This is a genomic window from Clostridia bacterium (assembly GCA_026414765.1).
Taxonomy (GTDB): Bacteria; Bacillota; Clostridia; order Acetivibrionales; family DSM-27016; genus SKW86.
In genome coordinates, this window is record JAOAIJ010000029.1 from 1 (window position 1) to 25,798 (window position 25,798).

Annotated in this window: 19 protein-coding genes; all 19 read left to right on the forward strand. The window is 34.0% G+C overall.

Annotated features, from left to right (window positions below):
• Positions 1–825, forward strand: an 825-nt coding sequence (locus tag N3I35_11970; protein ID MCX8130804.1) for a hypothetical protein, incomplete at its 5' end; no start/stop codon positions are given.
• Between the two features lie 248 nt (positions 826–1,073).
• Entirely contained in the window at positions 1,074–4,052 is a 2,979-nt protein-coding gene (locus tag N3I35_11975) for a hypothetical protein (protein ID MCX8130805.1), read from the forward strand.
• Positions 4,053–4,461: 409 nt separating this feature from the next.
• Positions 4,462–6,285, forward strand: a complete 1,824-nt coding sequence (locus N3I35_11980; GenBank protein MCX8130806.1) for an O-antigen ligase family protein — start codon at positions 4,462–4,464, stop codon at positions 6,283–6,285.
• A gap of 170 nt (positions 6,286–6,455) precedes the next feature.
• Complete coding sequence (locus N3I35_11985) at positions 6,456–9,440, forward strand: O-antigen ligase family protein (protein MCX8130807.1); 2,985 nt, start codon at positions 6,456–6,458, stop codon at positions 9,438–9,440.
• A gap of 35 nt (positions 9,441–9,475) precedes the next feature.
• Positions 9,476–9,988 (forward strand): winged helix-turn-helix transcriptional regulator, encoded by a 513-nt coding sequence (locus tag N3I35_11990; GenBank protein MCX8130808.1) that lies wholly within the window; start codon positions 9,476–9,478, stop codon positions 9,986–9,988.
• 39 nt (positions 9,989–10,027) lie between these two features.
• The gene (locus N3I35_11995) at positions 10,028–11,050 is read left to right on the forward strand and encodes a polysaccharide biosynthesis protein (protein ID MCX8130809.1); all 1,023 of its coding nucleotides are present in this window, start codon (positions 10,028–10,030) and stop codon (positions 11,048–11,050) included.
• A 13-nt stretch (positions 11,051–11,063) separates the two neighbouring features.
• On the forward strand, positions 11,064–12,011 hold the full coding sequence (locus tag N3I35_12000) for an SDR family NAD(P)-dependent oxidoreductase (GenBank protein MCX8130810.1): 948 nt from the start codon (positions 11,064–11,066) through the stop codon (positions 12,009–12,011).
• A 250-nt stretch (positions 12,012–12,261) separates the two neighbouring features.
• Entirely contained in the window at positions 12,262–13,026 is a 765-nt protein-coding gene (locus N3I35_12005) for a glycosyltransferase family protein (protein MCX8130811.1), read from the forward strand.
• Between the two features lie 59 nt (positions 13,027–13,085).
• On the forward strand, positions 13,086–14,333 hold the full coding sequence (locus N3I35_12010) for an N-acetyl sugar amidotransferase (protein ID MCX8130812.1): 1,248 nt from the start codon (positions 13,086–13,088) through the stop codon (positions 14,331–14,333).
• 36 nt (positions 14,334–14,369) lie between these two features.
• Positions 14,370–14,987, forward strand: a complete 618-nt coding sequence (gene hisH / locus N3I35_12015) for an imidazole glycerol phosphate synthase subunit HisH (GenBank protein MCX8130813.1) — start codon at positions 14,370–14,372, stop codon at positions 14,985–14,987.
• Positions 14,988–14,989: 2 nt separating this feature from the next.
• The gene (gene wbuZ / locus N3I35_12020; GenBank protein ID MCX8130814.1) at positions 14,990–15,748 is read left to right on the forward strand and encodes a glycosyl amidation-associated protein WbuZ; all 759 of its coding nucleotides are present in this window, start codon (positions 14,990–14,992) and stop codon (positions 15,746–15,748) included.
• An 11-nt stretch (positions 15,749–15,759) separates the two neighbouring features.
• Positions 15,760–16,773, forward strand: coding sequence for a hypothetical protein (locus N3I35_12025; protein MCX8130815.1), 1,014 nt, complete (start codon positions 15,760–15,762; stop codon positions 16,771–16,773).
• Between the two features lie 26 nt (positions 16,774–16,799).
• On the forward strand, positions 16,800–17,726 hold the full coding sequence (locus N3I35_12030; protein ID MCX8130816.1) for an aldo/keto reductase: 927 nt from the start codon (positions 16,800–16,802) through the stop codon (positions 17,724–17,726).
• Positions 17,727–17,745: 19 nt separating this feature from the next.
• A complete protein-coding gene (locus N3I35_12035; protein MCX8130817.1) occupies positions 17,746–19,047 on the forward strand; it encodes an aminotransferase class III-fold pyridoxal phosphate-dependent enzyme in 1,302 nt (433 codons plus the stop codon).
• Between the two features lie 40 nt (positions 19,048–19,087).
• Positions 19,088–20,137: a pseudaminic acid synthase gene (gene pseI / locus N3I35_12040; protein MCX8130818.1), complete on the forward strand. Its 1,050-nt coding sequence runs from the start codon at positions 19,088–19,090 to the stop codon at positions 20,135–20,137.
• Positions 20,138–20,150: 13 nt separating this feature from the next.
• Positions 20,151–21,083 carry a methionyl-tRNA formyltransferase gene (locus tag N3I35_12045; protein MCX8130819.1) on the forward strand — a complete coding sequence of 311 codons (933 nt, stop codon included), beginning with the start codon at positions 20,151–20,153 and terminating at the stop codon, positions 21,081–21,083.
• Complete coding sequence (pseG, locus tag N3I35_12050) at positions 21,076–22,155, forward strand: UDP-2,4-diacetamido-2,4,6-trideoxy-beta-L-altropyranose hydrolase (protein MCX8130820.1); 1,080 nt, start codon at positions 21,076–21,078, stop codon at positions 22,153–22,155. Before N3I35_12045 ends, pseG begins: the two co-directional genes overlap by 8 nt.
• A 148-nt stretch (positions 22,156–22,303) precedes the next feature.
• Entirely contained in the window at positions 22,304–23,851 is a 1,548-nt protein-coding gene (locus N3I35_12055; protein MCX8130821.1) for an oligosaccharide flippase family protein, read from the forward strand.
• A gap of 117 nt (positions 23,852–23,968) precedes the next feature.
• Complete coding sequence (locus N3I35_12060; protein MCX8130822.1) at positions 23,969–25,759, forward strand: LIC12162 family protein; 1,791 nt, start codon at positions 23,969–23,971, stop codon at positions 25,757–25,759.
• Positions 25,760–25,798 lie beyond the last annotated feature (39 nt).

A 25,798-nucleotide genomic window follows, 5' to 3' on the forward strand; every position in this document is an offset into this window, starting at 1 on the left:
CAGATGTGTATAAGAGACAGGATCACAACTCCGCTTTATGCATACCCTGTAACAGACAAAGAAAATGATGCTATCTGGAAGAATAAGATAGCAGCTACTGATAAGGAAAATCAGGAAATCAAGGTAAGAGGTTTACTCGCTGGCGGAACTAAGGTATTGATGCCTAATGTTGACCTAACCGGTGCTGACATCGCAAATAATAAAGTCGGTATCATCCTGAATAGCTATGGCGTAGGCAATACTAGCCGCTTTGCAACAGTTGGCAATTATGTATATGCTCTTCCTGTAGGCACTAATGAAACCGGAGCAGAATCTACAGTATATGCACAGGTAAGGGGATATGACAAGGTTGTTTACACACCAACAACAACAGTTAAATCATCCAATGTAGCTCCAACAGCTCAGAGTGCAGCAGTAAGCTTGTACGGCGCAACCAGAAGTGGTACAGATGTTAAGTTTACTGAACAGCCTGTTGTTAAGAAGGCTGAAGGTTACTACGAAGTATCTCTTGCAAACTTTAAGAAGTTCTTCATTGGCGACCCGACAGCTAGCCCAGTATTGCCAGCAAGAAGCATGAGTGCTACAGGTGATGCAGGCATCAGATTCAGATTTGCAGATCAGTACGGTAAATCTGATAAGGAAGACACCTTCCACGGCCCAACAAACCTGATGGTAGTATCCAGCACTAGCGGTAAGTACACTATCGGTAGCGGAAAATACCTCCAGTTAGTAGGTAGCGCAGTAGCTGAAGCAAACGATGAAATCGTAATGTCAGCAGCTAAGGATGGTAAGTCCATCACTGTAACTCTTAGAATTACTGAGTAATTAATAACTGAAATAAAAAGACACCTCACAAATTTTGTGAGGTGTCTTTTTTCTGTTACAATTTCTTTACACTTAATTCCCCTATGTTGACTGGCAAAATTTACGATGATATAATTAGTTTGAATTCAGGATAGGTAAACTTTGCTTACCCTGAGAAAAGCAACACAAGCTGGGTTATATTACTGGGGAGCGGACCCGGCTCTAAAATAAGGCTCACCCAAAATAATATTACAGGAGGATTTGAGAGCATGAGAAATCTCAAGAAATTTTTGGCAATAGTAGTTGCTATCGCTGTTATGATGACAGCTATGGTTCCTGCTTTCGCAGCAGAAACTACTATGACAGATGCAAAAAAAGCTGAAACCCTCAAAGTTCTTAGGGGTGGAAACGACGGAGTTACTGATGCATACCTTGCAACAGAATCATCAAGATTCCAGTCAGCTATGGTTCTTTTAAGGCTTGTTGGTAAATACGACGCAGCAGAAGCTTTTGATGCAACCGGTAAGGAAACTTTTAAAGATCAAAATTTGGTTGGTTGGGAAAAAGGTAAAAACATACTTGCATACCTGAAGGCTCATCCTGAGTTTGGTTTTACAGGTATCAAAGGTGGAACAGAGTTCGGTGTAAATCAGATTTTAGTTCCACAGCAGGCTTACAAGATTCTTCTTCAGGCTTTGGGATATACTCAGACTACAGCTACTGTAAAAGGTGACTATGAGTATTCAAAAATCCTTGAATTTGCAGCTGAAAAAGGTTTGACTAAAATAGCTGACCTTACAAAGGTTACTAACAACGACTTGGCAGTAGCTATCGTTGAAACTTTAGCTGTAAAAGTTAAAGGTACTGAAAAAACTCTTGTTGAAAAGTTAGTAGAAGAAAAAGTTATAGCTCAGGCTGATGCTGAAACTACTGGTCTTATAAAAGTAACAGCTCTTTCAGCTACAGCAGCTCCTACTGGTGCTAAGAAGTTAACCGTAACTTTCAACCAGGCAGTTGATTCAACAAAGGCTACCTTCGATGTTAAGAAGGGTACAATTGCTGTAACTAAGAAGGAAACAACATGGGATTCCGCTAAGAAGGCTGCAACTATAGAATTAAACAGCAAAATGACTGCTGGTGATTATACTGTAACAGTAGGCGGTATCGAAATTGCTACTAAGGAGTACAAAGTTACTGTTAAAGATGAAACAGTTACTAAGATTACCTTAGGAACTACTTTGGTTATGGACAGATCAAACGCTAAAAAGGCAACTACAGGCTATAAAGTATACAATCAGTATGACGAAGAGATTACAAACGGAACAGCTTTAACAATTTCAGCAGGTAAAGCTCAGACAAGCGCAACTGCAAACGGTTCAAATGCTACTATTACACTGGATAATACCGGTGGAGCTGATTTTGCTAAGGACGAAAAAGTTGCAGTAACAGCTATCCATGTTTCAAGTGGTACTAATGCATCAGCTGTTCTTACAGTTGTTGACAAGGCTTCAGTAGCTGAAATAGCAATTGAAAAATTGTGGAATGCAGATGGTAAGACTTTAACAGCTGGTGGTGGTGCAGAACCTTCAACAAACTTCTTCCTCGTTGTAACTGCAAAAGACCAGTATGGTAATGAAGTAACAAGCACTGGTGCTATTGAAGCAGACGTAATCGTTACAGTATCAGATTCTTCTAAAGTTGATGTTAAGGGTGGAGCTGGAAACCCTGATTTCGAAACTAAGAAGATAGACGATAAAGACAGAACAGTATTGGCTCTTGCTGATACTCAGGCTGAAGGAACAAGCACAGTTAGAATGATAGCTAAATCTACTGCTAAAATGGCATCATTTGATGTAGTAGTAAAAGCAGCAGTTAAAGCTGACAGCTTTACATTTACTGCTCCTGATGTAGCAGTAGCTGGTGAAAAGTTCAATATACCTTTCTCAGCAGTTGACCAGTTCGGAGCTGCTTTGACAGATGAAACAGCACTTGATCTTGTTAGCACAAAGACATTCACATTCAATGGTTATTCTGCAACAGTTGACTTCAAACGTGACCATGTTAAAGGTGTAACTAACCTTGAAATTGATACAACTACTGCTAACTCAACTCAGAAGAAAGAAGGAACTGGAACACTTACAATCGTCACTCAGACTGGTAAGATATATACATTAACTGTAGCAGTTAAAGATCCTGCTAAGTGTGTTGCAATCGGCGGAATCAAAGATTTGACAACTACACTTGCTAAGGGTGCTACAGTAGATGTTACAACATCAAAAATTATAGTAAAAGACCAATATGGTAGAGATATCACTGCTCCTCTTGGAACAGCTGCTGGTGTATACAGAATTATAGTTGAGTCTTCAGCTACTGACAAAGTATATGCACAGGCTAATGATACTATACGCACAATGGCAAGAATTGACGGTCAGGCTGGAACTGATAAGGTTGTACTTGAAGCAAAAGCTAAAGGTACATCTACTGTAACTATCAAACTCCAGAAGGGTGACGGAACAGCTATAGACAACACTGAATATACATTCACTGTAACTGTAGTTGAAAAAGCTGACGTTGCTTCATATGAATTAGCTGCAATGGCTAAAGCATATGTTCAGGATCCTTTAGTTAACGACCATGGTGTGGAAATAGTTGTAAACGGTGTTAAAGCTGACGGTACAAAGGTAGCGGTGCCTTCATCCTACTACAGTGTACAGCTTGCTACTACCGACACTAATGTACAGTATAAATCTGCAGCAAACAGAGTATACGCATACTATGGAGCATCTGTAGACAGTACTTCTAAGGAAGCAACTATACCTGTAGTTGTAACTGTATTCGGTGCAAATGGTCCTGTAGTAGTAACTGGTAGCGTAGTAATTTCAACAAAAGTTCCTGAAATTGCTGATTTCTATCTTGCGGATACAGATACAACAGTTGCAAGTGGATTTAAAGTAACTGATAAAGCTGCTAAAGCAGTTTCAATAGCAGCAGGTGATATTACAAACGCAGCTACATTGTCTACTAAGATAATTGCTGTACTCAGAGCAAAAGATCAGTATGGGGCTGACTACACAGTAACTGCTAGTGATATAGCAGCTTCAGTAACATCAAACATCTCTACTAGTGATCGTACTATAAGCGGTGTAGATGGTTCAAGTACAACTAACTTACAGGCTGGTGACACATTCAGCATGACTGTAATAACTAAGACTAATAAAGTGTTGGTTATTAAGGTAGTTGTAGTATAATATCAATAAAAATAGTTAGTGAGAAGTGCCGATTTTATCGGCACTTCTTTTTTATTATAATAAGTAGTCCCCCCTGGCTACACCAAGAGAGAGAAATATCTTTAGACTTAAGCAGGAAAATAAGGCCTCTGATGCTGAAATATCGAAATTTAGTTACAATAATTTTACTTTTATTAATTATTAATATTTGCTAATGTGTGTAGCCGCCTAAGGAATTGACTTAATAAAATTATTAATATACAATAAAATTAAAAAACCGTGAGCTATTCATTATCAACAGAGTAATTCTGTTTTTTTATTGTTACAATTCAAAATTCTTTTATTAGCTTTTTTAGTACTATGGGAATAGAATAATAAGCATACATAGTAGGCCACAAAATTTGTGAGGAAAATAAGGAGAGGTAGTCAGATGTCAAGTACTAATAAAAGGAGAAGGAAAGCAGAAAAATTGACTCAGAAATATGATATTTACTTTTTAATACCTCTGGTTTTAATATTATCAATAGTTCCAACTATTGTACTAATGAAACCCATACAATTGAAAGGGATATCTGCTGAAACATGGATTTCACCTCAAAGTGTGGATTTTTTTAGCTATTACAAGTCTGTAATATTTATAGTTTTCAGTTCTTTATTGTTGATAACATTTGTTTTTAGAGTGGGTATGCAAGGTTTGGAAACTAAAAAATCCATATATTATTATCCTTTAGGCATTTATGCATTAGTGGTCATAGTATCTCTTATCGCTGCTAAATACCCTGATGTAGCGCTATTTGGTTATGTTGAAAGGTATGAAGGTACTCTGGTGCTCCTTGGATATATTATTGTTATGGTTGTTGGCATGAATCTTGCTAAAGGAGAAAGGACAATCAAGATATTGGTTGCTTCAATACTTATTTCTGCAGCCATCATCGCCCTCATAGGAGTATTTCAACTTATCGGCTGGGACTTTTATAAGTCAGTACTTGGAAAACAATTAATTGTTCCTTCTCTATATGCTCATATAAGGGATCAGTTGAATTTTACTTTCCCTAAGCACCAGGTATATACTTCAGTGTATAATCCGAACTATGTGGGAAGCTATGTTGCTCTTATTTTGCCTGTTTTAGTTGGACTTACCTTATACTTTAAAAATATATTTCAAAAGATAGGCTTATTTTTATTCAGTTGCTGCCTGATAGTTTCTCTGATCGGCTCAGGTTCAAAGACAGGTATGGGTATATCAGTAGTTGCATTTATATTACTGATAGTTTTTTTGAGAAAGCCAATTATCAGTAACTATAAATTCATTGGGGTAATGGTTATTGCAAGCATCGTACTTTCAGTAGGAGCAAATATCGTATCTAACGGTTTCTTGTACTATAAACTTTCTTCTGTTGGTGAGAGTATAATAGAGTCTGTAAGAATTGCTAAAAAAGACAGTTCTGTAAAGAAAAAGCTAGATAGGCTACAGGCTGTGTTTACGGACCGAGATGAGATGAAAATAAAAACTGAAAAAGCTATTCTTATATTAAAGAATGTGAAATCACAGATTATTTTTTTAGATGGCAATAAGAATTCCTTAGATACAATAACTGATGATGGAGGTAGTATCGGGTTCAGAAATGAAACGTATTCAGACATTAAGGTTACAGTAAGGAATAATGGCGGCAATAGTACCGTCTATGTAAGCGGTAAAGAAATATTATTCTTTCTGACCAAAGAAGGTTTTAAAGTTCCAAGTGTGCAAAATAGATTGATAGATGCTGGAAATCCACCAAAATGGGGGTTCGTTGGAATAGAAGATTTTGCGTCAGGAAGAGGCTTTATTTGGTCTAGAACTTTGCCAATGTTAAGGGATACTATCATTTTTGGTCACGGTGCTGATACCTTTGCTATATTCTTTCCACAGGATGATATAGCTGGTAAATTACTTGGTCTAGATAGTTCCATCATAGTAGTCGATAAGCCGCACAATATGTATCTTCAGATGGCAGTAAATACGGGTGTAGTTTCAGTATTAGCGTTTTTGTTCATAATATTTGCATATACGGTATCATCAATTAGAATATACATTAAAGCGAGACTGGATTCATTTTTGGGCATAATAGGAGTAAGTGTTTTTATTGGAGTTTTGAGCTATTGCCTTACAGGTATTTTTAACGACAGTACCATTTCTGTAGCTCCTGTATTTTGGACCATGCTGGGTATAGGCATTTCAATAAATGGTATTATTAAAAAGCAAATAGCTTGAGTTTGCATATATAGTTTTTTTGCTTATATTAAGTGTATATTATTAATATGTTTCAATCATATTAATAAATACTGGAATTGACTTATACAGACTAATGTAATAAAATAGTCATGTTCATATAATGAACATGACTATTTTATTACATTTTGTCCTGAGAGGAAAATATTTATATGAAAATGAAAAAAGATACTAGTACAGTTGATTTTGTTTCAGTCTTAAAAGGTTTTATTTATTGTTTAGTTTTCATTGTAATATTTTATCCACCCTTCATAAGAGGACTCTTCTTTGATGAAGAGATATTTCCTACTGAAGTTTTTGTTCTGTTGCTGTTTGCTATATATTGGATTTATAAATCTCTTAAAAAAGATAAGAAATTTCTCCAAACTCCATTGGAATATGGTACTTTTTTATTAACAGTCATATATTTTATCAGTATATTTGTTTCAGCAAATATTCATCTTGCTGTTTCAGAATGGCTCAAATATGTAATGTATTTTTCTGTTTTCTTTATTCTGTCAGATATTATTAATTCTTATAAAAGCAAAATGAGGGTTTTAGGTGTAATGGTTGCTGCTACAGTCGGAGTTTGCATATTAGGATTTGATGGTGCAACTGGAGGTAGTATAGCGAGCGTATTCAATAGTATATTTAGTGGCTTAGGACTGAGGATTAAGTTCTTTGACTTATATGTCAATAATAGAATGACTGCTTCTATACAATATCCTAATGCCCTGGCTTCTTATTTGATGGCTGTATTTTTTATAGTTATGCCAATCAGTATATATACCGTATCAAAGCTTAAAAGAACGGTTTCTTTTATTGTATGTACTTTTATACTAGTAACATTCTTACTTACCTTAAGTAGAGGGGCTTTCTTGTTCTTACCTGTGGCCGCATTTATCTTTATTTTACTTCTTCCGAAAGGTTTTAGAGTCCGGGGTTTTATAAATGTAGCTATAATTGCCATAGTTTCATCTAGTATTGCTGTTTTGGAGTATATGAATATTTCAGGCACTAGAGAAAAGGCTTTAATTATTTGGTTAGTCCTGTTATTAGGGTTAGGTATTTCTGCTGTGTTTTCTGCTATTTCTGATAAAGTTATAGCATGGTTTGAACACCTTAATTGGAAGGTATATTTATGTGGAGTAATAACACTTTGCTTACTAGGTTTTGCGGCTATTATTTATGTGCTTAATGCTTATGAACCAATGCAAGTGTCAGAAACTGTAAAGAAAAGTATAGTATTAGAGCCGGGTAGCAGATATAAACTACTATATGATATTGATGCAAAAAATAATTCTGGTAATGCTTACACTGTAAGATTAACTGCACAAAAAGAGACAGACATCATCTTTGGTGAAGAAAAGCAGCTAGTAAATATGGTAGGAAAAAATACCAACGGTAGAGAGACACGTGAAGTTACATTCTTTGTTCCAAATGGATTAAAGATTGTAAATATATATTTTAGCAGTAGTGATACTAACCAAGCTGCCATTCTTAATAATGCAAGAATAATAGAAAAGGACTCGGGTAAAACAGTAAAAAGCATACCTATGAAACATAGATTTCTACCTGATAATATAGCTTCCAGGTTTGAGAACTTATCTGTTTCCAAAAGTGCTATAGAAAGAAAGATTTTTTATGGAGATGCTTTTAAGATTTTAAAGGATAATTTGATATTGGGTGCAGGTGGTGGGGCCTGGTTCATATTGCATCCTTCTTATCAGTCATATAGCTATTCTACCACTGAGACTCATAACTATTATCTGCAGCTAGCTCTAGAAACTGGAGCAATAGGGTTTGTAATAATTTTATTCATAATTGTTTCACTAATAGCTATGTTTTTACGTGAGTACAGATACACAATGAAGAGTGATTTTAAAGAGAGGATTCTGCAAACAGGTATCTTCACAGCTATTATAGCAATGTTAATGCATGCTATCATTGATTGGGATCTTTCAATGTCAGCTGTGTCACTACTGCTCTGGGAACTTATGGCATTATTTAATTCTAGGTATAGGAATGGTAGGGAAGACAGGGAATTGATGTACAAGAAAAACTTTGTGAATAACATACTTTCAGTTATCAGTAGAGCTCAAAGGTTTAAGATTATACAAGTCTACCCTGTCATTGGTATTGTATTAGCACTTGTAATATTGATAATTCCATTTAGGTTTAATATGGGGTTCATTTTTGGAAAAGAAGCTGCTTTAGCTTCAGTAAATAATGATTCCCAGAGAGCTTTTGACTATATGAAAAGGGCTGTAGCAGCAGATCCTTTGATGGATGGATATAGGATTGACTATGCAAACTTGCTAGTGACGAAGAAGGATGTTACTCAAAAAGATATTGATTTAGCGATAGAGCAAGCGGAAGGTGCAGAAAAGTATGGTAAATATAAGTTAGATGTAATAAATAAACTAGGTACATTTTATTTGTTTATTAATCAAGTTGAAAAGGGCTTAAGCTTTTTTGATTATGGTAATAAGTTAGCACCTTTAGATATAAACCAATGGGAGAAAAGAATTGATACGTATAAAAAGGTTGCTCTTTATAACTTCAGCCAAAATAACAATCAAAATGCAGTACAAGTTATAGATAGAATGAAACATATATTTGATGATGCAGTGAAAGCCAATAAAAGCAATTTAAATCCATTTATATTCTCTGCCCAATCCATGGAAGCATATGAAAAGCTTAAGTATATTAAAGACAATTTGGGCAAGCAAAATTTTATAGATTATGAAAAAATAAAACTGTATAATGTGTTTGATTTGGATATAAATTCAGATGGTGTTCCAGATCAATGGAATATAAAGAAAGATAGTAATATTAAAACTATAAATGACTTTAAAAGTTTTAATATTGAAATTCCAGACAATAATGAGACTTATATCAGCACTAGAGGTCTCGGACTATTGCCAAATAAAACTTACAATATTAATGCAAATATTCAGACAGGAAGTCAAAGTTTACAAATACCATTTACTATTGATGGGGCTACCGATGTCAGTGGGTTTCTGTCACAATCAGTAGGAACCACTTATACCGCTTCATTTAAAACCCCAAATAATATCACACAATATGATGTTAGCCTAAAATTAATAATAAAAGGAAAGTTTAAGTTAAGCAATATAAGCATTATTGAACAGTAATCAATAAAATTTTTATCATGAATGGGTGTATAGTCTTGGATAAAGAATATGAAATATTACAGTATATATCTATGGATAAAAACGTAACGCAAAGGAAAATAGCCGAAAAAGCAGGTTTGTCTTTAGGAGCTGCAAATATACTAATAAAACGGTTAATAAAAAAAGGTCTTATTAAAATAGAACACGTTAATAGTAGAGCTGTTAGATATATGCTGACTCCGACAGGTTTTATTCAAAAAACGCAAAGAGCATGTGAGTTTATAGCTTATTCGTATAATTATATAACTGGTTTAAATTCTAAAATCAAGGGGATGTTAAATGAAAATACAAGACTTGAAAGAGTATATCTCCTTGGTGTTCATAATGAGCTATATGATATTGTTTCAAATGCAGTTCGAGAAGTTGGTATAGCTTTATATAGCGTTTCAAGTGCCCAATTGGACAGTTTCGATAAAAATGTTGAATATATTGTTCTCTGTTGGGATTACGAAAATGAATTATTACTAACTGAAAAAGGTATTAAGTATGTAAACTTGTTTAATTTGTAGACAAATAATAGACCAGATTATGTGAATTGGTGGGTGTATATGGAGGATAACACGTATTATAAAAAGAAAATCTTAGTAGTTGGTGGTACTGGTACTATTGGAAAAAGGCTTGTCAACGAACTGCTAAAGCATGAACCTGAAGTAATCAGAGTTTTCAGCCGTGATGAGTTTAAACAATTTGAAATGGAAAATGAATTAGGCCACAAAGACAATATAAGGTATTTGATTGGTGATGTTAGAGACTATGAGAGAATTGAAAGAGCGAGTAAAGGTATAAATGTAATTTTCCATTTGGCAGCAATGAAACATGTTCCTGCTTGTGAATATAACCCATTTGAAGCAGTAAAAACTAATGTTATTGGAACCCAAAATTTAATTATTTCTGCAATTAAGAATAATGTTGGGAGAGTTATCTTTACAAGTTCTGATAAAGCTATAAGTCCTACTAATGCTATGGGCGCTACTAAGCTATTAGCTGAAAAACTAATTTCAAGTGCAGATTATAACAAGGGTGAAGCTAAAACAATATTTTCAGCTGTACGTTTTGGGAACGTTATGGGCTCAAGAGGGTCTGTTATTCCTTTGTTTAAGAAACAAATACTTGAAAGTAAAGAAATAACGGTTACTAATCCTGAAATGAGCAGGTTTATGATGTCAATAGGACAAGCTGTTTCATTAACTATGAAAGCGGCTCTAGTATCTACTGGTGGGGAGGTTTTTGTTCTTAAAATGCCAGTAGTGAGAATAAAAGACCTTTGTGAAGTAGTTATTGAAGAAATGTGTAAAAAGTATGGTATGAATAAGGAATCAATTAGGACTAAAGTTGTTGGACTTAGACCAGGAGAAAAGATGTATGAAGAATTAATGACAAAGGAAGAATCATTTTCTACTTATGATTTGGGCGAGATGTTTGCCATAACTACCGGGTTACATGAAAAGGATTATGAAAGTACTTATAAAAATTATAGGAAAGTAAATGAAATGAGTTACAGCTCCGAAGAGCAAGAACCCATAAGTAAGGATCAAATAAGAGATATTATTCTAAGCGAATCATTGTTATAGAGGTGAAAATACTATGAGAGTATTACTAACAGGTGGAGCAGGTTTTATTGGTAGATGGGTAGCAAAAAAGTTGATAGAAATGGGGAATGATGTTTGGATCCTTGATAATCTATCAAACGGGCGAGTTGAAAATTTAGAAGAGTTTAAAGAAAGTAAGCAACTTAAAGCTTTTATTAATGGCGATATAAAGGATAATGATTTACTAAGTACACTTTTTGAAAACAAAATTGATATATGTTACCATCTTGGAGCGAGTATTAATGTTCAGGATAGTATCGATGATCCGGAAACCACTTTTAATAATGATGTTATTGGTACATTCAATGTACTTGAGTTATGTAGGAAATACCATACAAGAATGGTGTTTATGAGTACCTGTATGGTGTATGATAGAGCAAATAATGAAAACGGTATTATTGAAAGCCATCCCTTAAAACCTGCTTCACCTTATGCTGGAGCAAAAATATCAGGAGAAAACTTAGTTCTTTCATATTGGTATGCTTACAAATTACCTGTTACTATCTTACGTCCGTTCAATACGTATGGTCCATTCCAGAAGAGCGGTGGAGAAGGAGGAGTAGTTGCCATTTTCTGTAAACGCGCACTAGGAGGAAAGGATTTAAATATATATGGAGAGGGTAAGCAAACTCGAGATCTTCTATATGTTGAAGACTGTGCAAGGTTTGTTATAGAAGCAGGTTTAAACGATATGGCTATAGGGGAAACGATTAATGCCGGAACAGGTTATGATATAAGTATAAATGAACTTGCAATGCGTATATGTGGGGATAGCAGTAAAATAAAGCATGTTGAACATATACATCCACAAAGTGAAATTCAGAAGCTACTGTGTAATTACAGCAAGGCAAGTAAAATACTGTCATGGAGACCTGAGATATCACTTGACGAAGGTATTGCAAGAACTATGAAATGGATTAGTGAAAATCCCTCACTTGTTTAGGGAGAGAGTATGAAAATATATTATTAATGAATAAAACAAAAAAGTATAGAGGTAAAGGTGTAATATATAACTATTTATTTTCATCTATAATAAAAAAAGTTAGGGTATAGAAAGAACATGTCCTAATGCTAAGTCGTTATATCAAAATACCATTACTCTTCCTTTATATCCTAGCTTAAGTACTGAAGGTATTAAGTAAGCTATAGAGTGTATAGGAGATCTGCGACAATTGTTTTGAGGTGATATTAAAATGATTCTAGCAATTATTCAAGCAAGAATGGGCTCATCAAGGCTACCAGGTAAAGTTCTAATAGAGTTATTAGGAAAAACTGTTTTGTGGCATGTGGTTAACAGGGTAAAACAAAGTAATTTAGTAGATAAGGTACTAGTTGCGACTAGTACTAATGAAAAAGATGATCTTATAGTACAAGAATGTAAAAGATACAATATCAATTGTTTCACAGGAAATGAAAATGATGTACTAGATAGATTTTATAACGCTGCTGTCAAATATAGTTTACGTGAAAATGATAGTGTCGTAAGGATTACTGCAGACTGTCCACTGATAGATCCAAAGGTAATAGATAATGTAATCTCTGTATATCTCAACAATAAATGTGACTATGCATCAAATATCAATCCGCCGACTTTTCCTGACGGATTAGATATAGAAATATTTAAATTTTCAGCACTGGAAAAAAGTTATAGAGAGGCTAGACTCACTTCTGAAAGAGAACATGTGACTTTATACGTTAGAAATCATCCAGAATTATTTAGTACAGTAAATTTTGAGTATGAAAAAGATATATCAAATCTTAGATGGACTTTAGATGAAAAGGAAGATTTAGATGTAATACTTAAAATATATAGAAATTTATATTTAGAGAATAATATTTTTTTCCTTGGAGATATTTTGGATTTGTTAGAAAAAGTGCCGGAAATCTCAAAGGGAAATATTATGTTCAAGAGAAATGAAGGATTGGAAAAGTCTCTAAAAAATGATAAAGCTATATAATATTTTCATAATAAAATGAATTGTTAAAATATAAAGTTTTTAGTGGAGGATTATTGAATATGAACGAATTAAAAAGGTGTTCAAAATGTACTATTCCTGAGACTCACGAAACAATAACTTTTGATAATGTAGGTGTATGCAATATTTGTTCACAACACCAATATAAGAAGGAAAATATAGATTGGGAAGCAAGACATAAGGAGTTTATCGAAATAATCGAAGAGTATCGTGGGAAAAATGATTATGATTGTTTAGTTCCTTTTAGTGGAGGAAAAGATAGTACCTTTACTCTATATGAGCTTGTTGAAAAGTATAAACTTAAACCTTTGGTAATTTCCTTTGATCATGGGTTTTATAGGCCCCAGGTAGAGGAAAACAAGCTAAAAACTTTTAGGAAGCTGGGGGTAGATGTTCTTAAGTACACACCTAATTGGAAGGTTGTAAAAAAATTGCTGCTTGAAAGTCTTAAAAGAAAAGGGGATTTCTGCTGGCACTGTCACACCGGTATTTTTGCATACCCTATGCATATAGCAGTAAAATTTAAGGTTCCCCTTGTTATATGGGGAGAACCTAGTGCAGAATATACATCATACTATTCATATGATGATGGCATTGAAGAGGTTGATGAAGAAAGATTTAATCGTTTTGTTAACCTTGGTATTACCGCTGAGGATATGGTAGGAATGCTTGATGGTACGGTAACAATGAGAGATCTAACGCCGTTTACTTACCCCAAATTAAAAGATTTAAAGTCTATAAATTACAGATCTTTTTGCTTAGGAAGTTATATTCCGTGGGATGTAAAGAAACAATCTGATTTAATTAAAAAAGAACTGGGATGGCAGGAAGAGGAAGTTGAAGGGGTATTACCGGGATATGGATATGAAAAGATTGAATGTCAAATGCAGGGTGTAAGAGATTATCTTAAGTATATAAAAAGAGGATATTCTAGGGTCTCTCATCTTACAAGTATAGATATTAGAAATGGTCGTATGAGCCGTGAGGAAGCAATGAAATATATTAAAGAGTATGAGGGGAAACGGCCCGCTAGTCTTGATGTCTTTCTTGACTATGTAGGTATTTCGGAGGAGGAATTTAACGAAATTGCTGTTAGCCTTATGGTACATCCCAATAGAGTGAATCCGGAAAAGCTTGGGAAGGGAAATCAAGTTTGGGATCAGAGATTATGGTATAGGGAGAATACAAAAGGACTTTCGCTAAAAGAGCTAGTTAAGGACTATGATTATATAAAATCAGAAAATGAGATATTGAAGGCGGAGTTGGATAGATTAAAGGGAAATAAGTAGATTTTGCAAACTATTTTATTAAGGAGAATCCTAAATATGATTGCAATAATTGATTATGGGATGGGCAACACGTTTTCCGTATTCAATGCTTTAGACTATATAGGAGTTGAAGCGGTTATTACAAATAAGGAGACGGAAATAAAGAATGCTGATAGGATTATCCTTCCAGGTGTCGGTGCATTTGGTGATTGTATAGAAAACTTAAAACAATTAGGGTTAAAGGATCTTTTAATGGAAGAAGTAGTAGAAAAAGGTAAGCCATTTATGGGGATTTGTCTGGGAATGCAGGTTTTGGCTGATTACGGTACGGAAAAAGGTATATTTGAGGGTCTAGGGTGGATAAAGGGTAATGTTCAGAGATTTCTAGTTGAGGATCAGTCCTTGAAAATTCCCCATGTAGGCTGGAATGACATAAATATTGAAAAAGAAACCCCACTATTTAAAGGTCTAATAAAAGAGCGGGCTTTCTATTTTGTACACAGTTATCATTTTGAGGCACAAAATAAAGAAGAAGTTTTAGCAACCTGCGACTATGGTGGGAATTTTAATGCAGCTTTAATCAAAGACAATATTTTCGCTACACAGTTTCATCCTGAAAAAAGCCAAAAGAATGGACTAATTGTACTGGAGAACTTTGTTAAGTGGAGGGTCTGAATTTGCTAAAAAGAAGAATTATTCCAACCTTACTATTAAAAGACGGAAGAATGGTTAAGGGATCTAATTTTACAAATTTCAGGGATGTAGGTAATCCAGTAACAGCTGCTAGAGTTTACAATGCCCAAAAGGTGGACGAGCTTGTATTTTTAGATATTTGTCCCACATATGAGAGCAGGGAAAAGGTTAATGAAATAATTCGCAATGTTGCATCAGAGTGTTTTATGCCACTGACTGTAGGTGGCGGTATTAAAAGCATAGGCGATATTAAAAACTTTTTGGAGATTGGTGCAGATAAGGTTTCTATTAATTCCGAAGCATATAGAAACCCATCGCTCATAAAGGATGCGGCGCAGAAGTTTGGAGACCAGTGTATAGTTATCAGTGTGGATTACAAAAAAACTATAGATGGAAATTTAAAAGTATTTATTGATTCGGGGCAAACACAAACTGATGTTGAGCCACTGGAATATATTAAGAGGTGTACACAGCTTGGTGCTGGTGAAATACTATTGACTAATATTGATAGAGAAGGCACAATGCAAGGATATGACATTGAGCTAATACAGAAAGCTTCAGAAAGTGTTAATGTGCCTATTATTGCTTCAGGAGGAGCCGGAACACTCGAGGACTTATTAACAGCGTTTAACAAGGCTAAGGCAGCTGCAGTATCAGCTGGGAGTATATTCCATTTTACGGACCAAAGTCCAATAAAAGCCAGATACTATCTATCTACACATGATATAGATGTTAGGATTTGAGGAGGGTATGTATGAATTTTGGCAAAGTAACACAGTGTATGCTTTTCGGGGGAGGACAATTGTTATCTGAACTAGCATTAAAACTGGTAAACGAAGGCTTTAAAGTTTTAGTTGTAACCAGTGAAAGGCACTCGGAAGAGCTTATATGTGTTGATGAGACACACTTATCACTTAAAAACTTCTTAATTGAAAAAGGAATCAATTATGTAGTTTCCTCAAATGTTAACAATGATAATGCTGTAATTAGCAGAATTACTGATAGTACAATCGGTATTTCAATGGGGGCAGCTTGGATATTTAGGACTGAATTTATTAATCACTTTGGGGGACGATTAGTAAATTTACATGGAACTAGACTCCCACAGGATAGAGGTGGCGGAGGATTTTCATGGAGAATCCTTAGAAGTGAGCGGCTTGGATATAGCATAATTCACCAGATAGATCCTGGAGTAGATACCGGAGATATAATTAAGTATAAGGAATATTTCTATCCACCGTCCTGTAGATTACCAGTGGATTACCAGAATTACACAATAAAGCAATATCATATTCTTTTGGAAGAATTTTTTAATGAAATTATCTCAGGAATGGATTTTCATAAGCTTAGTCAACAGGAATACCTAAGTGAATACTGGCCTAGACTTTCAACTGATTTACATGGATATATAGATTGGAGTTGGAGACTTAGGGATATTGAGCAATTTATATGTGCATTTGATGACCCATATAGGGGAGCTTCTACTTTTATAAACGGTATAAAGGTAAGGGTCAAAAGCTGCTTTAGCTCAACAAATGATGGAGTATTCCACCCTTTCCAAAAGGGTATTGTATATAGAATAAGTGCTGGTGCACTATTTGTTGCAACAGAAGATGGAACACTTATAATAAAGAGTGTTAGTACGGAAAGTGGGGAAGATTTTATAAAACAAATAAGTGTTGGAGATAGGCTTTATACTCCATTAAAGTACATCGAAGATGCTAAACTCTTCAGGGCAATTTACACACCTACAGGACTTAAAAAGTAAAAGCTTATATTTTGGAGAAACTAGCTATGAGAAAAAAGAGATTAGGAAAGACAAATTACTATCTTTCAGAAATTGGCTTGGGGACAGTTCAGTTTGGTCTTGACTATGGATTTAATAAAAAGTTGGATCAAGACAGTGTGAATGAAATTCTTTCTTGTGCTAAAAAGCAGGGAATTAATTTTATTGATACGGCAAGCAGCTATGGGGATAGTGAAGAAAAAATAGGTAATTATGTTTCGCAAAATGATAATGACTTTATTATTGCAACTAAACTTGCAAAAATAAGTCCTCAGGATGTAGAAAATAAGGAAAGCATTAAAAACATTATCTACAGTTCCGTAGAATTATCATTAAGCAATTTAAAGCTGGACAAACTAAATTTGTTACAATTACACCAAGCTGACAGCTATATAACTAATTCCGAATATTTTTGGCATGCAATTTCAAACCTGAAGTCAGAAAATCTAATAGATAGTTTTGGCATATCTGTTTACGAGACTAAAGAGACAATAAAATTAGTAAATGAGTATAGACAATATATTGATTTTTTTCAAATACCTTATAACGTTTTTGATAGAAGATTTGATGACTTAGTTGATACATTTAAAGAGTTTAAAATTGGTATTATTAGCAGATCTGCTTTTCTTAAGGGCGTAATCACTTGCAGGGAAGATTCTTTGCCCAAGGAATTATTTCAATTAGGAGAATATAAAAACAAGCTTAATACCCTTGCAAAGGAGCTAGAACTAGGAGTTGACGAGTTAGTATTACAATTTGTTAATAGTAAAGATTTTATATCAACTACTATACTTGGAATAAATTCAGTTAGTGAGCTACAAAGGAATATAGATATCATCCAGGGATCTAAGATTAATAACCAGTTACACGAGCTAGAGCAACTAAAGGTAACCGATATAGCACTTATAGACCCGCGTAATTGGACTAGTTTATAAATTACGAGGAGATGAAGTTATGTCAAGAAATTACAGCAATAGTAACATTCTACTCGAAAGAGCAAAAAGGGTTACACCATTAGGGGCACAAACTTACAGTAAGAGTTACAGGTATTTTTGTGAAGGAAACTCCCCATCTTTTATTGAAAAAGGTGAGGGGTGTTATGTATGGGATATTGATGGAAATAAATATATTGATTTCATCTGTGCATTAGGACCTGTTATTATAGGTTATAATGATGCTCGTGTAAATAAAGCCATTATTGCTCAATTAGAAAAGGGAATTTCTTTTTCTATGTCGTCAAGGGTTGAACTAGAACTTGCAGAAAAGTTAACAGAGATAATTCCTTGCGCAGAGATGGTCAGATTTGTAAAGAACGGTTCAGATGCTACAACTGCTGCTATAAGGTTGGCAAGAGCTTATACGAATAGAGATATAGTAGCTGTATGCGGCTATCATGGAATGCACGATTGGTATATAGGTTCAACTGTTAATAATAGGGGCGTTCCTAAGCAAGTATGTGAATTAACTAAGACTTTTGAATATAATAACATTGATTCTCTGAAGGAAGTTTTTAATAAGTACCCTAATCAGGTAGCGGCTGTTATCTTAGAGCCTATTCAAGGAAATGGTGCAGAAGAAGGTTATTTGCAAGTATTAAAGGAACTTGTTCACTCAAATGGTGCGATTTTGGTTTTTGATGAGGTAGTCTCGGGATTCAGATATGCTCTAGGCGGTGCATCAGAGCTTTATAATGTAGTGCCTGACATGGCTGCTTTTGGTAAAGGTATGGGTAATGGCCTTCCGATTTCTGTATTAGCAGGCAAAAAGGAGATTATGGAACTAATAGGCACTAAGGGAGTGTTTATTTCTACTACTTTTGGTGGAGAGGCGTTATCATTATCTGGTGCTTTGGAAACAATTAAAGTTCTTGAGCAACCCGGAACTTATGAATATATTTGGAAGCTTGGAAAAATGATGCTAAATGGAATCCAGACTCTTGTAGAGAAGTATGATGTTAGTGAGGCTGTAAAATTGACAGGGCTACCTCCTCACGGGGGAGTAGTGTTTGAAGGAATAGGCTCATTAGATTATCTAGATATAAACTCGGTTTACCAGCAGAGAATGATAGATATGGGAATATTGACAGTTGGAGTAAATAATATTTGTTTATCACATACGGAAAGGGAAGTTGCCAAATATTTAGAGGCTACAGAAAGTGCCATTCTAGATATTAGAAGGGCAAGAGAGAACGATTCTTTAGATGGAATTTTACATGGGGGAAAGGTTAATCCCATATTTAAGAGAAATTCTAGATAAGTGTAAAATGTATTAATATTTGCAATGAAAGGTATAAGATATGCCAAAATCTATTAATATCGGATATAGAACCATAGGGGAAGGTAATCCCTGTTATATAATTGCAGAGATGTCGGCAAACCATGCTGGAGATATAAACAATGCGATGGAGATAATTTATGCCGCAAAAGAATCAGGAGCAGACTGCATTAAAATTCAAACATATACACCGGATACTTTAACAATTGATTGTAACAACGACTACTTCCAAATAAAAGAAGGGACATGGAAGGGCGAGAATCTATACAATCTATATAAGAAGGCATATACTCCGTGGGAATGGCAGAGCGATTTAAAGAAAGAGGCAGATAAGATAGGAATAGATTTCCTGTCCACCCCATTTGACAAGACAGCGGTAGACTTCTTAGAAAGTATAGACGTGAAATTTTATAAGATTGCGTCGTTTGAATTAGTTGATATACCTTTGATAAAATACGTTGCGTCTAAAGGAAAACCTATTATTCTTTCAACAGGCATGGCTAGCCTCGGGGAAATAGAAATGGCAGTTAAAACTATGGAATCCCAGGGTAATGATAAAATTTGCCTGTTAAAATGTTCAAGTTCTTATCCGGCTATACCAGTTGATATGAATCTATTGACTTTAAAGCATTTAAGTGATTCCTTTGATGTACCGGTAGGGTTATCCGATCATTCGTACGGTTCGGTAAGTTCAATAGCAGCAGTGGCATTAGGTGCTAAAGTGATTGAAAAACACTTTTGCTTAAGTAAGGAAATTGATAACCCTGATGTTTCATTTTCGATGGAACCTGATCAATTTAAAAAAATGGTTGGAGATATTAGAAATGTTGAAAAGGCTATTGGGGAAATCAGCTATGAAATATCTGAACGTGAAGCATCTAGTAGAATCTTCAGAAAATCTATATTTGTTGTTGAAAATATAAAAAAGGGTGAGTGTTTTACAGAACAAAATATAAGAGTTATTAGGCCTGGAAATGGTCTTGAGCCAAAATACTATGAAGAAGTATTGGGAGAGCGTGCATCCAGAGATATTGACAGAGGCACTCCTTTGAACTGGAAAATGGTTGAATAGTATAAGGTAGGAGATGGTTGTTATTAGAATTTTATTTATGGGTGGACATGAGCTTGGAAAAATTGCTCTCGAAAGTCTCATTAAAAGTAACAAAAACATTATTGGTGTTGTTATAACCGATACCACAGATGAGTGGTATAAGGGTGTAGATGAGGTTGCCCAAAAGCATAGTATACTGGTTTTTAAAGAAAAGAATATTAATAATACAGACTTTGTAGTGACGGTAAGGAAAATGTCACCAGAATTAATTGTAGTAGTTAATTTCGATCAAATATTAAAAGAAGAAATTATTAGTATCCCAATAAAAGGGTGTATAAACACACATGCTTCATTACTTCCTAAATATAGGGGTAGAGCACCTCTTAATTGGGCAATTATTAATGGTGAAAAGGAAACCGGTGTTACAGTACACTATATAAATAAAGGTATTGATACAGGCGATATAATAGTTCAGGTTAGTATAGATATTGAAGAGAATGATTATATAGAAGATATTCTAGGAAAAGTAAAGAAAGTATATTCATATATAGTTAAAGATAGTGTTGAGAAAATTATTAAAGGTACAGTTGTTCCTATAAAACAAGATATATCTAGTGGGTGCTATTGTTCAAAAAGAACGCCTAAGGATGGTCAGATAAACTGGGATAAGCCAGCAATACAAATATATAACTTAATTAGGGCTACCTCTGAACCTTATCCAGGTTCTTATACTTATTATAACGGGTTTAAGGTTATCATTTGGAAAGCAGAATTGGCAGAACAGGATCAGAAACATAGAGAGTATAAAAATGGGAAGGTTCTAGAGGTTCGGGATAATCATATTTTAGTGAAATCTGTGGGTAATAATTTGAAGATTACCAAGTACGACATAATAAGTGATAAAAACCAATTTGTTAGAATAAGAGAAAATGAAAGTTTTAATTTCAAGGATGATATAAATGATTAAAGTAGCCTTTAGGGCGGATGGTGGACCGCAAATGGGAATGGGGCATATTATAAGATGCCTTTCATTAGCCAGCGAATTTAGAAAGCAAGGTTTTGATGTAATTTTTCTCAGTAAATATCAAGAAGGAATTGATCGGATAATTAATGAAAAATTTGAAATTTTCCGCTTAGAAAGCACATTTAGTGCTGTAGAGCATGAACAAGGATTCCATTATGGAGATATGTTATCTTTGGAAAAAGAAGCAGGAGAAATAATAAAGTGCATTAATGAAAACTGTATTGATATATTGGTTGTAGACAGTTATAACGTAACACATGAGTATTTACTGCTAATAAAAAAATTTGTAAAGATACTTTCATATATTGATGATATTAATAAGTTTACATACCCTGTTAATATTCTTATAAATGGAAATATTACAGGAGAATATATGAATTATACCAAATACTATAATGATGAGATTATGCTGCTAGGGCCTAAATACAATTTAATAAGAAATGAGTTTAAAAATATTCCTTTAAGAAGTATTAATAGAAAGATAAATAAGATAATGATAACTACGGGAGGAGCTGATCCGTACAATCTTACCTGTAAGATAGTAGAGGATTTAATGGAAGATAGTTACTTTAACAATATTACTTTTAATATTATTGTTGGTAATGCGTTTACAAATAAAGAGGAAATAATAAAAATGGTTGGAAGATATAGTAATTTAATCCTACATGAAAATGTGAAAAGTATGGCCAAAATTATGCTCGATTCAGATATAGCAATATCATCAGGTGGAAGTACTCTTTATGAATTATGTGCTTGCGGGACTCCAACTACGGCAATTATCCTTGCAAATAATCAGGAGTTCATAGTAAAAAAGATGGATGAGGCTGGATATGTAATTGATTTAGGATGGTATAATGAAATGAAAAAAGATATCATAACAAAAAAGATAAAGCAACTATCTGAGAACTATAGCCATAGACTTGAATTGTGTAAAAGAGCAATAGGATTGATAGATGGTTATGGAACAGAGCGGATAGTTGAAGTCTTTAGAAAGTATATTAATGTATTGTTGTAATGTGTTCTAAAGCAACTCGGTGAACTAAAATGCATAAGCCTAAAAGGGGATTTGGAACTATCGCTAGCTGTTCTGTTTTTTGAAGCGGTCTAAAATTTGTTCAATTCAAAGGGTTTATATAGATTATAATATAAGTGAAGGTAATATAATGGAAAAAACTGATTCATTAAAAAAAAGGTATTTATATAAGCTGCTTACAAATATTGCAGGTTTCTGTATAAGCCTTTTTTCACAGGGTATAGTTTTGAGGGGTCTTGGACCTAAGAATTTTGGTGATTTTAACTTCTTAACAAGTAATTTATCGCAAATAGTCAGTTTCTTTGACATGGGCTCTTCAATAGGGTTTTATACAAAATTATCAAAAAGGCCAAAGGAAAAAGGATTAGTTTACTATTACCTGTATTTTGTTGGGATAGTATTTTTTTTAATCTTTGTATTTGTTCTTATGACTCATCTAACAACGATTTATGAGAAATTGTGGCCAGATCAGGCATTGAAATTTATTTATCTCGCTGCAGGGTATGCAATAATAAATTGGGCTCTTCAAATAATAAATAGTATAGGGGATGCATTTGGTCTCACGGTTTCAACTGAGCGAGCTCGGATAGCACAAAAAATATTTAATGCTGTAGTAATTATGCTCTTTTTCTACCTTGGTGTTTTAAATCTTACTAATTACTTTTTGTGTTATTATTTATCAATGCTTTTATTGATTTTTTTATTAGCAAGAATAATTAACAAGGACAATAATATATTTAAAGGACACTGGAAGGCATCAATACAAGATATTAAAGAATATACATATGAGTTTTATACTTACTGCCATCCTCTTTTTATTTATTCTTTTTTTGGGGTATTATTCTCTATTTTAGATAGGTGGATGCTTCAAAGTTTTGCAGGAAGTGTTCAACAGGGTTTTTTTGGACTTTCGTATCAGTTAAGCTCAATATGTTTTGCTTTTACGGGTGCAATGACGCCGTTATTAACAAGAGAATTTTCTATTGCATATGCTAATAAAGATTTTAGCGGTATGGCAAGATTGTTTCGACGGTTTATTCCACTTATGTATTCAGTTACGGCTTTTTTTGCATGTTTTACAGCTGTACAAGCCGAAAAAGTAATTTATATACTTGGGGGGACTTCTTATAAAGGTGCACTTTTACCGGTTATAATAATGGCTTTTTACCCGATTCATCAGACTTATGGGCAGATGAGCGGCAGCATTTTTTATGCAGCTGATAAAACGAAGACATATAGAAATATTGGAATAACTCTCATGGTTGTCGGTCTACCGATTACATATATATTAATTGCGCCAAAAAGCATAATGGGTCTAGATACTGGAGCAGTAGGCTTGGCTGCAAAGATGGTTCTTATGCAGTTTCTCGGGGTAAATGTACAGCTATACTTTAATGCAAAATTGTTAAAGTTAAAGTTTTGGAAATATGTGCTACATCAACTTATTAGTGTTAGTTTTTTCATTGGTATAGGATTAGTTTCAGCTATTATAGGAGATATACTTTTAGGACTAAAAGAAAATACTTTTGCTAGCTTTATAGTTGAAGGGGTAATATACACTGTAATTGTACTTGTATTAGTGTATTTAATACCTGAAATAGTGGGACTAAGCAAAAAGGATGTTAAGTCATTCTCGAATATACTTATAACTAAGTATATATCTAGATTGAAGGATTGACACAATACTGTATTAGAAATACTATTTCTAATTACATACAAGTTAATTACTTGAGGGAGAATTTATATATTATTGAGTAACTATTTGTGTGTGGAAAAGGTTATGGAGGGAATTGAATTGAAGAATCTGAAAGATGAAGCTACTACATATTTTGTTGCTACTACAGCTTTAGAAGATTTTTGGGACAAATCAAAACCCATAATTTTTCTTGGCGAGTGGTGTATGCGGCATAGTAGAAAAGAAGGTTGGGAAAACCTTGATCATAAGGTTGTTACTAATATGTGGGAAGATGTAAATAAGCATAGAGAAGCATTTTACTATATACTTGATTTATATGAAAGAGTATTGGATTCACTAGGAAATAGCCTAAACACTTTACATGGTGTAAATTATAGCAACAGGTATTGGAGGATATTGCTTGGCCCGTGGCTCTACCATTACTTAAGCAGTACGTATGACAGATTTTTGTCTATAAAAATGATCATGACTGATTACGGTCAGTTTGAAACAATGGGATTAAAGGAAGAATCTTTTTTTGTACCGGAAGATACAATTGAATTTATTTCATTAATTAATGATGATCCTTACAATCTTCAATTTTATACTAAAATAATGACTTTCTTTAACATTAAATTTGAAAAGAAGTATCTTGATATTACTCCAGAACAGATAGGGTATTCTGGTCCAATCACTCTAAAAAAGAAGTTTAGTGATAAAATCAATGAGGTGCTTAAATCTATTGTTAGATTAGTCAGCAACAAAAACTCTATCTTAATGACACTATCCAATTTTAGAAGAAATAATATTCTAAAAATGACAATAGGGTCATGTGGAAAAATATTGCCATTTGAGTTTAATAATTCGAAAAAGATTGGTTTTATGCCAGTGAACCAAGAAAGTAGGTTAGTGGTAAAGAATTTTTTTAATATTAATTCTAATAATGAGTTTGAAATATTTTTATCAACAGTAATAGCTAATGACATACCAAAATGCTTTATTGAGGGATATAACGAAATAAAAAGGGGAGTTGAAAAAAATTATCCGCTAAATATTAAAGCATTATTTACAGTTTATGGCTGGTATTTTGATGAGACTTTCAAGCAATGGGCTGGGATGCTAACCGAAAGAGGCGTGCATCTTTTAGGTGCCCAACATGGGGGTAATTATGGCGTTGAAGAGTTTTTTTTCTTTGACAGGCATGAAACAAAAATATCAGATAGGTTCTATTCGTGGGGATGGGATAGATTTACTAATACTGCAAACATAGTACCTATGCCAGCACCTAAACTTGTTGACAGGAATAAAATTGAAGCACATAATAATTTTGAAGGTATTCTATATACAACAACTTCTATAACAAGATATTTAGTAAGGTTTCAGGAACCAAAAAGTTTTTCGGATAATTATGAAAACTGGCAGAAAAGATTTGTTTGTACAATTTCTTCAAATATACGAGAAAGAATCCGTATACGTCTCCACGGTGAAATGTTCGGAAGAGATTATGACATGAAATGGAAGGAACTGAAATACGGACATCTTATAGAAAGTTATGATAGTATTAGTTTTTTAGAGAGCATGACCCAATGCCGTATTTATGTTTGCGACCATTTATCTACAACGTTTCTGGAGGCACTTTCTGCGAATAAACCAACAATTTTGTTCTGGGATCCGGAAATGTTTGTGCTTAATAGTGAAGCAGAAGTAGATTATAGCGAATTACGAAGGATGGGAATTTTATATTATACACCAGAAGAGGCGGCGGTGGCTATAAATAGAATATACCCCAATGTGGAAGAATGGTGGAATGATAATGAAAGGCAGGAGGTTATAATTAATTTCTGCAAAAAATATGTTTTAGTATCTGACTCTGCTTTAAATCAATGGCTGCGAGAACTAAAAAAGATATGATATGAAATATGTATAACAAGTTTGATAATAATAATGTAG